This window comes from Bacillus sp. JJ1521, assembly GCF_036965165.1.
GTDB lineage: Bacteria > Bacillota > Bacilli > Bacillales > Bacillaceae_L > Ferdinandcohnia.
Genome location: NZ_JBALOX010000224.1, coordinates 507 through 12,736 on the forward strand (window position 1 = coordinate 507; position 12,230 = coordinate 12,736).

Annotated in this window: 16 protein-coding genes; 10 read left to right on the forward strand and 6 right to left on the reverse strand. The window is 37.8% G+C overall.

The window, feature by feature from the left end:
* Positions 1 to 392 (reverse strand): LysR family transcriptional regulator (locus tag V7147_RS22880; RefSeq protein ID WP_335370106.1); only part of this gene is annotated, 392 nt, incomplete at its 3' end.
* 116 nt (positions 393 to 508) lie between these two features.
* On the opposite strand from V7147_RS22880, the gene V7147_RS22885 reads away from it, so the two are divergent.
* Complete coding sequence (locus V7147_RS22885; RefSeq protein ID WP_335370107.1) at positions 509 to 1,795, forward strand: NCS2 family permease; 1,287 nt, start codon at positions 509 to 511, stop codon at positions 1,793 to 1,795.
* 46 nt (positions 1,796 to 1,841) lie between these two features.
* Here V7147_RS22885 and V7147_RS22890 read toward each other — a convergent pair whose 3' ends face one another.
* Complete coding sequence (locus V7147_RS22890; protein WP_335370108.1) at positions 1,842 to 2,225, reverse strand: nuclear transport factor 2 family protein; 384 nt, start codon at positions 2,223 to 2,225, stop codon at positions 1,842 to 1,844.
* 121 nt (positions 2,226 to 2,346) lie between these two features.
* Here V7147_RS22890 and V7147_RS22895 point away from each other — a divergent pair, with 121 nt between their 5' ends.
* Positions 2,347 to 2,805: an SRPBCC family protein gene (locus tag V7147_RS22895; RefSeq protein WP_335370109.1), complete on the forward strand. Its 459-nt coding sequence runs from the start codon at positions 2,347 to 2,349 to the stop codon at positions 2,803 to 2,805.
* A 96-nt stretch (positions 2,806 to 2,901) separates the two neighbouring features.
* Positions 2,902 to 3,297 (forward strand): VOC family protein, encoded by a 396-nt coding sequence (locus tag V7147_RS22900; RefSeq protein WP_335370110.1) that lies wholly within the window; start codon positions 2,902 to 2,904, stop codon positions 3,295 to 3,297.
* Positions 3,298 to 3,372: 75 nt separating this feature from the next.
* On the opposite strand, the gene V7147_RS22905 is transcribed toward V7147_RS22900, so the two are convergent.
* The gene (locus V7147_RS22905; protein WP_335370111.1) at positions 3,373 to 3,744 is read right to left on the reverse strand and encodes a VOC family protein; all 372 of its coding nucleotides are present in this window, start codon (positions 3,742 to 3,744) and stop codon (positions 3,373 to 3,375) included.
* Between the two features lie 126 nt (positions 3,745 to 3,870).
* Here V7147_RS22905 and V7147_RS22910 point away from each other — a divergent pair, with 126 nt between their 5' ends.
* Together V7147_RS22910 and V7147_RS22915 are read left to right on the forward strand one after the other, a co-directional pair.
* Positions 3,871 to 4,233: a DUF1801 domain-containing protein gene (locus V7147_RS22910; RefSeq protein ID WP_335370112.1), complete on the forward strand. Its 363-nt coding sequence runs from the start codon at positions 3,871 to 3,873 to the stop codon at positions 4,231 to 4,233.
* Between the two features lie 200 nt (positions 4,234 to 4,433).
* On the forward strand, positions 4,434 to 6,212 hold the full coding sequence (locus V7147_RS22915; protein ID WP_335370113.1) for an adenine deaminase C-terminal domain-containing protein: 1,779 nt from the start codon (positions 4,434 to 4,436) through the stop codon (positions 6,210 to 6,212).
* A gap of 85 nt (positions 6,213 to 6,297) precedes the next feature.
* On the opposite strand, the gene V7147_RS22920 is transcribed toward V7147_RS22915, so the two are convergent.
* Positions 6,298 to 7,182, reverse strand: a complete 885-nt coding sequence (locus V7147_RS22920) for a LysR family transcriptional regulator (RefSeq protein WP_335370114.1) — start codon at positions 7,180 to 7,182, stop codon at positions 6,298 to 6,300.
* A 145-nt stretch (positions 7,183 to 7,327) separates the two neighbouring features.
* Here V7147_RS22920 and V7147_RS22925 point away from each other — a divergent pair, with 145 nt between their 5' ends.
* The 3 genes from V7147_RS22925 to V7147_RS22935 all read left to right on the forward strand — a co-directional run bounded on the left by V7147_RS22925 (position 7,328) and on the right by V7147_RS22935 (position 9,022).
* Positions 7,328 to 8,017 carry a CoA transferase subunit A gene (locus V7147_RS22925; RefSeq protein ID WP_335370115.1) on the forward strand — a complete coding sequence of 230 codons (690 nt, stop codon included), beginning with the start codon at positions 7,328 to 7,330 and terminating at the stop codon, positions 8,015 to 8,017.
* A 12-nt stretch (positions 8,018 to 8,029) separates the two neighbouring features.
* A complete protein-coding gene (locus V7147_RS22930; protein ID WP_335370116.1) occupies positions 8,030 to 8,686 on the forward strand; it encodes a 3-oxoacid CoA-transferase subunit B in 657 nt (218 codons plus the stop codon).
* A gap of 87 nt (positions 8,687 to 8,773) precedes the next feature.
* Positions 8,774 to 9,022, forward strand: coding sequence for a YqkE family protein (locus V7147_RS22935; RefSeq protein ID WP_335370117.1), 249 nt, complete (start codon positions 8,774 to 8,776; stop codon positions 9,020 to 9,022).
* A 42-nt stretch (positions 9,023 to 9,064) separates the two neighbouring features.
* Here the strand turns inward: V7147_RS22935 and V7147_RS22940 are convergent, their stop codons facing one another.
* Positions 9,065 to 9,988: an aldo/keto reductase gene (locus V7147_RS22940; RefSeq protein WP_335370118.1), complete on the reverse strand. Its 924-nt coding sequence runs from the start codon at positions 9,986 to 9,988 to the stop codon at positions 9,065 to 9,067.
* Positions 9,989 to 10,087: 99 nt separating this feature from the next.
* Positions 10,088 to 10,231: a Z-ring formation inhibitor MciZ gene (mciZ, locus tag V7147_RS22945; protein WP_335370119.1), complete on the reverse strand. Its 144-nt coding sequence runs from the start codon at positions 10,229 to 10,231 to the stop codon at positions 10,088 to 10,090.
* A gap of 93 nt (positions 10,232 to 10,324) precedes the next feature.
* Here mciZ and V7147_RS22950 point away from each other — a divergent pair, with 93 nt between their 5' ends.
* Positions 10,325 to 10,876, forward strand: a complete 552-nt coding sequence (locus tag V7147_RS22950) for an NUDIX hydrolase (protein WP_335370120.1) — start codon at positions 10,325 to 10,327, stop codon at positions 10,874 to 10,876.
* A 6-nt stretch (positions 10,877 to 10,882) separates the two neighbouring features.
* Entirely contained in the window at positions 10,883 to 12,052 is a 1,170-nt protein-coding gene (locus V7147_RS22955) for an endonuclease Q family protein (RefSeq protein ID WP_335370121.1), read from the forward strand.
* Positions 12,053 to 12,230 lie beyond the last annotated feature (178 nt).

Consider the following 12,230-nt stretch of genomic DNA (forward strand, 5'->3'; position numbering starts at 1 on the left):
AAGTAATAGGAGTCATTTTGAACGATTTTCAAAGTGACGAGAGGATATTTTTTATGGAAGGCCTCAAGCATGTCAGAAAAACCCGAAACAGACAAAGTGTTGATTCCTACAGCAAGAACTCCTTTTGTACCTTCTTCCGTTTCTTGAATTTCATTTTTAATTTCCTCTACACTGTTGACGAGATGCAATGCACGTTGATAGAGGACTTCACCTTTATCGGTTAAATCCATACTTTTGCCGTTGCGCTCAAACAGTTTAACACTGAGTTCTTCCTCCAACTGCTTTAATTGCATGCTTAATGGTGGCTGAGACATATGTAACCGGTTTGCTGCGGCTGTAATATTTTTTTCCTCTGCTATTGCGATAAAATAGCGTAATTGCTTAATGTCCATTAATTTCTCCTTCTATACGAAAAAAGTATGGTTTCTATATGAATTATATATTTTTCATATAGTGAAGTCCATGTTATGATTAGAATCGTTTTTAGGCGAATAGAAAGGTGATTAAAATGGAACGATTTTTTAACTTAAAACAACATGGAACTACAATTGGGAAAGAATTCTCTGCAGGACTAATTTCATATATAACTGTGGTTTATATAATTATTGTGAATGCTACGATTCTGGCAGCAGCAGGCATTCCGATGGAAGCTGGAATCATAGCAACAATCTTAACGAGTTTTTTAGGATGTGTAATCATCGGATTATGGAGTAATACACCTATTCTCCTCATTCCTGGAATGGGTCTTAATGCAATGTTTACTTACACAATCGTGCAATCAGGTGGATTTACATGGCAAGAAGCGCTGGCGATGGTATTCGTTTCAGGGATGATCTTCGTTGTGATTGCTTTTACACCTTTGGCTAAAGTGATAACATCATCGATTCCGAATTCCTTAAAGGAAGCAATTACAATTGGAATTGGAATTCTGTTGATTTTAATTGGGTTTGATAATGCTGGTATCATTACAAGTTCTGAACACACATTACTAGCAATTGGAGATTTAAGCAGTCCAACTGTCATCGTAACATTTATTGGGCTAATCATAACCGTTTTATTATTTATTAAAAATGTACCCGGCAATCTTTTATTAAGTATTTTGATTACATCAGTATTATCCATTTGGTTTGGCGGAGCACATGTTGAGGGGATTTCCTTAACGACACCTGATTTTCAGGAGTACTTTGGTGTGTTTGGCCAACTATCATGGTCTGAAGCGGGCAATATCGTCTTTTGGTTAACCTCCATTTCATTAGCGATGGTTCTCGTTTTTGAAAACATTGGTTTGATTCATGGACATACCAATATGCTAAATCGTCCAGAAAGTAGTAAAAAATCACTTCAAGCAACAGCGGTGTCTGTATTATCTTCTGGAGTCTTTGGAACAAGTCCAACAGTTGCGTCTGTGGAAACAGCTGCAGGAATTACGGCTGGAGGAAGAACAGGGCTAACCAGTATTGTAACTGGGGTTATGTTTTTCGTTTCAATGTTATTTATTCCAGTGATTAAAATGGTTCCTGCAAGCGCGGTTTCTCCGATTCTAATTTTAATCGGCGTTCTGATGCTGCAAAATATTGTGAACATTTCGATGGATGATTTTACGGAGAGCTTTCCTGCACTTTTAATTATTGTGTTGATTCCACTAACATATAGCATTGCGGACGGCATGGCGATTGGCTTTATTTTATATCCATTAATGAAGTTGTTGATGGGGAAAGGGAAGGAAATTCACCCCGCACTTTATATGATCGCGATTTTGTTTATTAGTAATTTTGTGATTCAGTATGTGTTTTAACAAAAGCAGTCCTGTTGGGCTGCTTTTGTTGTTAGAAAAAAACTTATTAGAACATCCCATTTTCATTTGGAGAATTCTCTGGTATGGGTTGTCCAATATCCCATAACTCAACAATTTGGTCATCAACGAAACGAAAGATATGTACAACGGCTGCTCCGAGATCATCCGGATTTTGTCTGATATGTGAGTATACTGTAACTTTATCTTCACCCTGAATTGCCATCTTCACCTCAAAAATCTTTTGTGGGTTTTGGGCTACATTTTCTTCCATGGCGAGCATGAGACTTTCTGCATCACCACGAAAATAGGGGTTGTGATGGGAAAAATCAGGACTAACGTATTTCTGATAGGCTTCGCGAACATTTCCTGATGCTGCTGATTTTAAAAATAAAATTGCAATCTCTTTAAGAGACGGGTCTGACATATTCATCGGTATCCTCCTTATTCCAAAAGTTATATATTTTGAAGTATAAACGCAAAAATAAATCCTTTCAACTACGGAAATTGTGTATGATATACGTATAATTAAGTGCTTTGAGGAGGAAGTCTGCTTGAGTATTCAATTTGAAGTAAAAAAGACCATCGCTGTATCTCAGCAAAAAGTGTATCAAGGGTTACTAGATCTTGAATCTGCACAACAATGGATGCAAGGATTTGTAGGAATAGAACGTTTAGATGAAGGACAAATGCGTGTGGGAAGTGAATGGAGAGAAACAAGAAAGATGTTTGGAACGAAGGCTACTGAACATTTTGAAGTAATTGAACTTAATGAACCAAATAAAATTGTGCTTCGCTGTGATGGGACAAAAGGAACAACAGGTAAAGGAGAATTTTTGTTTACATACATACTTGCTTCAACAGAAGGACAGACGTTTATTACGTTGAATGGTGAAATCAACGGAATGACTGGTATAGCTAAATTTTTCGGTAAATTGATGGCAGGAACCTTTAGAAAGGCTTGTGAAAAAGATTTAGATTCTTTGAAAACGTATTTGGAAACGAATGAATAACTTTTTCTCTTTTTTCCAAGAATGTAGGAGGTACATCAACACCCTATGTAGAAATTACATACTGTGGAAAAAATGATGAAAATGTAGGAGGATATGATGGGAAGATTAGTACATTTTGAAATTCATGTAGATGACATGGAACGAGCAAAAACATTTTATGGTGATGTATTTGATTGGAAATTTGAAGATTGGACTGACTATGCGGGGATGCCATATTTTGGAGCGGTCACTGGAGATGAAAATAAACTTGGTATTAATGGAGCATTGATGCAAAGACAGAGTCCTCCTCCAGGAGCAAACCAGCCATTGAATGGCTATGCTTGTACAATGGGTGTGGAGGATTACGATTCTACTGAGCAAAAAATTATCGCCAACGGCGGTAAGGTAGCAATGCCGAAATATGCACTACCTGGAATGGCATGGCAGGGCTATTATGTTGATACCGAAGGAAACATATTTGGGATTCATCAACCAGATGAGAACGCGAAATAAATAGTAAAAGATTCTATCAAATAATACAGCCTTTTCCCACTGTATAGTGGGCGAAGGCTGTATTTGAGTTATGTATTATCGATGCTGATCGAAAAGAATTTGATTCCCATCTGGGTCTTCTAACACGAAATGTGCGGGTCCTTCACCTGTTTCATCAGCTTCAGTCAGCATCGTTATTCCTTTTTCTTTAAGTTGCTTTTGAATTTCTCGAACGTCAGTAAACGAATCTAGGTTTTGTGCATTTTGATCCCATCCAGGATTAAAAGTGAGAATATTTTTATCAAACATTCCTTGGAATAAACCAATTACAGTATTTTCATTCTTCATGATTAACCAATTTTGGGTGATGTCCCCACCCAAGGTTTGAAATCCAAGGTTCTCGTAAAATTTTTTTGATTTATGAATGTCTTTTACATTTAAACTTACAGAAAATGCGCCAAGTTTCATACTCTCTCCACCTTTTCTTAATTTAATTTAACTATAAATGAGTGCACTGAAATATACAATATTCTTCTTTAGATGAGGATTTTTATATAGAAGGTAGATATCAGTAAAAATGAAAGGTGATAATGAATGGAAAAAATAAGAACAATTGAATCGGTAGATCAATATATTTTGGTTTTGCCAGAAGATATTCAACACATAACGTCCGAATTAAGAAAAATCATCCTAGAAGCCTCACCTAACTTGGTGGAGGAATATAAATGGTCAATGCCTAATTACTCTTATAATGGATTAGTATGTTATCTGCAAGCATCGAAGAAACATGTGAATCTTGGTTTTCATAAGGGTACTGAATTACAGGAAATGGACAAAAATCAATTATTACAAGGGTCAGGCAAAGGTATGAGACATATTCGAATAAAAAAGATGGAAGAGATTCAGCCGGATATTTTTACTGAATTTATTAAGACAGCAATGGCATTGAATGAGTAATAGTTGATAAAGGGACAGAGCGGAGGCTATGTCTCTTTAATTTTGGGGTAATTGACATATCCCGTTGCCTTAAATTTTTAATTTTTGATTAATTCGAGCAATTCTATTGACAGTAACAAACTCTTCTTATTAATATTATGTTATATAGACGAAGAAATAAAAAACGTAATATAGATGATTGTATATGGGGAGTGAGAAGTTTGAAGATTAGTGCAAAACGTAGTGAACTGGTGGAAGTAGCAAAGGGGAACATACCTGCTGATTTATATATAAAAGGTGGGACAGTCATCAATGTGTATTCAGGTGAGTATTTAAAGCTGAATGTGGCTGTTTATAGGGATAGTATTGCGTATGTCGGTGAAAGTGAAGAGATGGTTGGCGAACATACGAAGATCATTCATGCCGAAGGAAAATATGTATCTCCCGGGTTTATTGAGGCGCATTCCCACCCCTGGGTTGTTTACAATCCGGTCAGCATGACGAGCAAGGTGTTACCACTTGGTACAACAACAACTGTTAATGATAATCTATTTTTCTATTTACATATGGGAGCAAAAGGATTCAAAGACATGGTTCATGATTTAAATTCATTACCTGGAAATTTCCTCTGGCTTGTTAGGCTTGTTTCTCAGGCGGATTATCCAGGGGAACGTGAATGGTATAACCATCAGGATATTCAGGAACTCCTGGCAATGGAGGAGGTTGTCGGTTCAGCCGAAGTAACGCGTTGGCCGTTGCTTTATAATGGGGATCCATTTTTACTCGAAACCATGGACTATGTAAAAGAAATTGGAAAAATATCTGATGGACATACATCAGGCTGTTCATACGAAAAATTAAATGCAATTGTCGCATCAGGTGTGACTGCATGTCATGAGGCAATTACAGCAAAAGAAGCATTGGACCGCCTTCGTTTAGGCATGTGGACGACACTCCGGAACAGTTCACTCCGACCAGACCTTGTAGAAGTTATAAAAATGATCACAGAAGGAAACGTCAACACTAGCCGGATTGTGATGACGACAGATGGACCACATCCTGGCTTTATTGAAAGAGAAGGATTTGTCGATGGACTTGTCCGTCAAGCGGTTGATCTCGGTGTGCCAGTGATGGATGCGATTCAAATGGTAACGATCAATGCAGCTACTTATCTCCGTTTAGAGGATTATATTGGCGGAATTGCACCTGGAAGAAAGGCAGATATCCTTTTGCTTCCCGACCTAGTCGACTTCCGCCCAGATTTAGTCGTTGCGGGTGGAGAAATAGTGGCAGAAAATGGTCAATTATTAGCATTAATGCCGGAAATCGACTGGACGAGGTATGTTGTTCGGGAAGCATTTGAATTTCCAAAATCGGTTCTTGAAAATCCTGAACTCTATCAATATCCACATCCAGATGAAAATGAACCACTACCAGTTTCCTATTTTAAAAGTAATGTGATTACTGCAAGGAAGGACACGGTGATTCCTTCAGTAAATGGGTTCGCAGATCTGTCAGGACATGAAGGACTTGTGTATTCGGCATTGATTGACCGAAGAGGGAATTGGGTGAGTAGAGCTGTCTTGGAAAGATTTGCGGTTACATTAGATGGCATGGCTTCAACGTATAATACGACGACAGAATTGCTAGTTGTCGGAAGAAATCCGCAAGCGATGGCAAAAGCTGCAGCACGTGTTCACGAAATAGGCGGAGGAATTGTCATCGTTGATGGTAACGAAATCATACTTGAAATCCCATTACCACTAACAGGCATGATGACAACAAATCCAACATTTGATAAAGCAGTGGAGTATCATGATGAATTACTCAAAACTTTGCAGGAACGAGGATTTCCGTTCCATGATATTCTTTACACATTGTTATTCTTAACCTGCGACTTCTTGCCGGGATTGCGCTTGGTACCGTATGGGTTATATGAGGTGAAAAGGGATGATATTTTGTTGAAGGCTGAACCTTTTACAAGTAAAGTCGCAAAGTAAACTGTTTTAAGTATAGGAGGTTAAGTAAGAAACCTGCAAACACTGAAATATCAATGTTTGCAGGCTTCTTTGTTATGAAAAACTATTAATTTTGATTAAATTCCTCAGCAAGAAACTCGAGCAAAGCCCTTACCGCAAAGGATTGGTATCTGTCTTTTTTTGTAATGACTAAAAGCTCCCATAATGGTGGTGATTCAAGCGGGATCATGTTAATTTGAGATTCATCCATTTTTGAATAAATGGATTTCGGTAAAAGAGTGATTCCAAGTTGGGCAATCACAAGTTCCGTTATCAAGTCCCATTGCGAGCTTACATAAGCAATTTTTGGTGAGAAGCCCGCCTTTTGACACTGCTCAATAATTAAATTATGTAAGGCAAATTCCTGATTAAAGAGAATAAATGATTCATTTTCTAATTGCTCTAGTTTTACAGATTTTTCACTAGATAATAGATGTGTGGGATGCGTAAAAAGCATAAATTCTTCTTTGATAAAAGGGTGTATCCTAAATTTGTTGTGATCTGTTGGGTTTACGACAATCCCGACGTCTACTTTCCCTTCATCTACTAAATGTTCAATTCGTTTTGCACCAAGTTCAATTAATTCTATAGAAACTTGAGAATGATACATTCCAAATTTCCCAGCAATCGTTGGAAAGAAAAGTGTCCCAATTAAGGGAGGGATCCCAATTTTGATATTCCCAGTTGGTAGGTTCATTAGGTCGTCTATTAATGTATGAAGTTCATTTGTTGCACCGAGTATTTTAGAGGCCTGCTTATATACGATTTCGCCGGCATCCGTCAATATAAGCTTTCGGGTTGAGCGTTCAAATAGTTCAACCCTGAGTTCTGTTTCTAATTTTTTGATGGATTTACTTAAGGTTGGTTGTGAAATGTAGGTGTTGACCGCTGCTTTTGTGAAACTACCATAATCTACAACTTCAATAAAATAGCGTAAATCTTTTAACTCCATTGAACCCTCCATATATTCCATTTTTTAATAAAGTTTATTCTTATTATTCATTTTACGGATAAATGGGATTGTTGTAAAATTTCATTAAGAAGATATTGAAAATTTAGAAATAATGGTGAAGTTTCATTATCTGGAGGGATTAAATATGAAAAAAATCTATTCAAGCTTTGAAGATGCTGTAAGCGGTATCAAAGATGGAATGACCCTTATGGTAGGAGGGTTTGGCCTCGTTGGAATTCCAGAAAATCTAATAAACGGACTTCGTAAAACGAATGTAAAGGAATTGACAATCATTTCAAATAACTGCGGGGTGGATGATTGGGGACTTGGGATCCTTTTGCAAAATAAACAGATTAAAAAAATGATTTCCTCGTATGTGGGAGAAAACAAGGAGTTTGAAAGACAGGTTTTGAGTGGGGAATTAGAAGTTCAACTTGTTCCACAAGGATCATTGGCGGAGAAAATTCGTGCTGGTGGGGCGGGCATTCCTGCATTTTATACACCAGCAGGAGTAGGAACACCAATTGCTGAAGGACGCGAAACGAAAGAGTTTAACGGAAAAGAATATTTATTAGAAGAAGGATTAACATCAGATTTTAGTTTAGTAAAAGCATGGAAAGCGGACAAAATAGGGAATTTAGTCTATCGAAAAACAGCCCAAAACTTTAATCCAATTATGGCTGCTGCTGGGAAAGTCACGATTGCGGAGGTAGAAGAGATTGTCGAGATCGGTGAGCTTGACCCTAACGAAATACACACACCGAGTATATATGTTCAAGGACTGATTGTAGGTAAGCATGAAAAACGAATTGAACGCTTAACTGTTAGAGATTAAGGGGGGAAATCAATGTCTAATAACGTGAGAGTCCATATTGCACAAAGGGCAGAGCAGGAAATTCAAGATGGAAATTATGTGAATTTGGGAATTGGAATGCCTACGATGGTGGCAAATTATATTTCCGACAATAAACAGGTCGTTTTACAATCGGAAAACGGCTTGTTGGGAATTGGTCCTTATCCCTCCAAGGACGAGGTAGATCCAGACCTGATCAATGCCGGAAAAGAAACGGTAACAGCGATGACAGGGGCTAGCTTCTTTAGTAGTGCTGAATCCTTTGCGATGATCCGTGGAGGACATATCAATATTGCGATTCTTGGTGGTATGGAGGTTTCAGAGACGGGTGACCTTGCAAACTGGATGATTCCTGGAAAAATGATAAAGGGAATGGGAGGGGCCATGGACCTCGTTCATGGTGCCAGAAAAATCATTGTGATTATGGATCATGTCAATAAAAAAGGGGAAGCGAAAATCTTATCAAAATGTACCCTGCCTTTAACCGGAAAGGGAGTTGTGAATCGAATCATTACCGACCGTGCTGTAATAGATGTCACAGAGAATGGTTTAAAATTAGTAGAGGTTGCGAAAGGATTTACGGTAGAGGATATCATAGCATCTACTGAGCCAAAGCTTCTTATTGATGACGTCGTACTTGATGCGTACTAGGGCAATTTTAGCGAGTAACCACTAACCGGTTATTCGCTTTTTTTGGTATACTAATAGTGAACGTAGTCAACGGATGGAGGGAATACTATGGCTAAAAAGAAACAAAAGCCATCTGTGAAAAAGCAAAAAGATGAAAAGCTTAGCCTTGGTGATTTACTGAATGAGGACATTGTTTCTAAGCTAAAAAATACTCAGCAACAGTTAACGGAAGAAGCGCAAAAGAAACAAGAAGCTGAACTTGAAAGAAAAAGAGAGGAACGAAAACAACGGGAAAAAAATAAATCATTTGAGGAGCTTTTCAATGAAAGTGAACTTAAATGGTCAGATTTTAAATAATGCAATTATCCCACAGGTATTCCTGTGGGATTTCTTTTGAGTTTATCTATGTTGTGCATAAATAGATGCCTTTGTAAGTTCTCTAATTTTCCGTATTTCATCATCAGTTAATGGGCTAGCGTTGGCGGCTTTAGTATTGCTCTGAATTTGTTCGATGGAACTCGCACCTGTTATGACAGAAGCAACAGCATCCTCAAACAAACAATATTGCAGTGCAATTTCAGCAAGTGGTCTGTTGGCCGCTATATCTGATTTTAAGCTAGAGATTACAGCCTTCAGTTCCTCAAAGGAATAATCAAGGTATCCATTTTGTTTCATACTTTGACTAGCATTCTCAACTGGTCGATTGGTGAGTAAGCCTTTTGCTACAGGTCCGCGTGCAACAACACTTACTTCATGTTCATTTAAAAAGGAAAGCATCTGCTCCTCAGGGCGTCGATCCAAAATGCTGTATTGCATCATCACACTTATGATGGATGATTTTTTTACAAATTCTCGTATCACATTCGGACGGATAGAGGAGATTCCATAGTACCGAATGACCCCTTCTTCTTTTAACTCCTCGAACGCTTCAATTGTTTCATCGATATGATCTTCCATGGTTCCCCCGTGGAGTTGGTAGAGATCAATATAATCCGTTTGAAGGCGCTGTAGGCTATCTTTAACAGCTGATTTTATGTATTTTTTTGATGGATCCCAGGACCATCCTTCTTTTCCTTTTTCAAATCGGTTTCCGACTTTCGTGGCTAGTATGATATCATGTCTTTTTGATTTAAGGGCTTTTCCAACGAATTCTTCATTTAGACCTTGATCATATAAATCAGCGGTATCTAAATAGTTAATTCCCGAATCGACAGCAGCATCAATGATTTGTAAGGCGTTTTTTTCTTCCGTACCAATGGACATACAGCCTAATCCTATTTTACTTACATATAAGTCGGAAGTTCCAATTCTTCTTTTTTCCATACGATCCCCTCCAGAATTTGTAATTCTTCTCTCATCTAGTCATATTTTATCCTTTTCATCTAAGAACCACAAATCATTTGAAGGGGAAGTCAGGTGGGTTTATTTTTTACCTTGATCCGCTTTGCCTTGATTGATCCACTCCTGGACAGTTTGGTAGGAACGGCTATATTCTTTAAGTTTTGCCCGTATTTCCCAAGCCTTGCCGACTAATGCTATCCGATTTTCACCAATCACAATTTTCATAGCAAACCTCCTCGGAATTATAAAAAAACGAAAAGAACTATGCTAAAATGTATGAAGAAGACAGATTTCGTAGAACAAGGAGCTGGCAATATAATGGATCATTTACTAGAAAAAACAATTAGTAGGGAAGTTCTTTATGAGGGTAAGATTATCGATTTACATATAGAAGAGGTAGAGTTACCAAATGGAAATACTAGTAAACGTGAGCTAATCAAGCATCCCGGAGCTGTTGCGATTCTTGCCTTAACTGATGATCAAAAGCTTGTAATGGTGCAGCAATATCGAAAAGCATTAGAGAAAGTAATTATTGAGATTCCAGCTGGAAAGCTTGAAAAAGGAGAAGCACCGGAAGTCACTGCAAAAAGAGAATTAGAAGAAGAAACCGGTTATGATTGTGAAACATTGACTCCGCTTATTTCTTTTTACACATCACCGGGTTTTGCAGATGAATTGGTTCATCTTTTTATCGCGAAAGGTCTAAAGAAAATTGAAAATCCTGCTGGTCTGGATGAAGATGAATTTGTCGATGTGCTTGAGGTTACATTAGAAGAAGCAATAGATTTTATAAAAGAACAAAAAATTTATGATGCAAAAACGGCTTATGCAGTTCAGTATTTACAACTACAACAAGCACTAGGAGAATAAGCCAAGATGAACAATTACTATGTTGACCTCCATATTCATATTGGAAGAACGAATACGGGTAGACCAGTAAAAATCACAGGTGCCAAATCACTTACAATCGGGAATATTCTTCAGGAGTCCACTGAAATTAAAGGAATGGACATGATTGGTGTCATTGATTGTCATGTTCCGGAAGTCATTGGGGAGCTTGAGTCATTGATTGAAATGGGCGATGTTTACCCCTATGAAGAAGGTGGGTTACGGTTTAAAAATGTAACACTCATATTAGGATCTGAGCTTGAAATCTACGATGATAACTGCAAAGGACCCATCCATGTCCTCGCATTTATGCCTACAATCGAAAAAATGAAGCTATTTTCTGCCTGGCTATCTGAACGAATGAAAAATATAACATTGAGTTCGCAAAGGATCTATGTGGATGGAAGAGAGCTGCAAAGAAAGGTAAAAGAGTTATCAGGCATTTTTATTCCTGCTCATGTTTTCACTCCCTACAAAAGCATGTATGGCCGGGGTGTAAAACAATCTTTAACTGAAGTGTTCGATGAAGAATTAATTGATGGAATCGAACTAGGATTAAGCTCAAATACTGAAATGGCAGATCAGATTAAAGAATTGCATCAGTTCACTTTTGTCTCAAACTCGGATGCACATTCCCTCCCGAAAATTGCTAGAGAATATCAAATCATGAAAATGAAAGAACCTACATTTGAAGAACTCAGACTTGCCCTCCATCAAAAAGAAGGCAGAGAAGTTGTCGCAAATTACGGGTTAGATCCATTATTGGGAAAATACCATAAAACAACCTGTGATAAATGTTTAACAATCATTGAGGATGTTTTGGCGGAGGTTTGTCCTAGCTGCGGGCATACAGGATTTGTCAAAGGTGTTTTTGACAGGCTACAGGAGTTAAAAAACACGGATGAATTAAATCCAAATCGACCTCCATATGTACACCAGGTACCACTTGAATTTATTCCTGGACTAGGCCCGAAAACCTTACAAAAACTGAGGGATTATTTTAAAACAGAAATGGCAATTCTTCATGAAATACCTGAAGAAGAACTAAGACGTGTAGTCAAAGGTCCGATCGTGGATATCATCATTCAAGCCCGCCAAGGAAAACTCCGCCTAAAATCCGGTGGTGGCGGTAAATACGGTAAAGTAGACTCCAAATAATATAAGTCGTTCCCTTTTGCGGTACCCGCATATAAAAACTATATATACATTCAACTCTAAAAGCAGTGGATTTCAGGAAATCACACTGCTTTTAACATTTCTTTGGGTAATAAATGGTGAAATTAGTAAAAGAGACTTATTTTACTAATATAAAATCTCAAGTGGTTCTACTATTAAT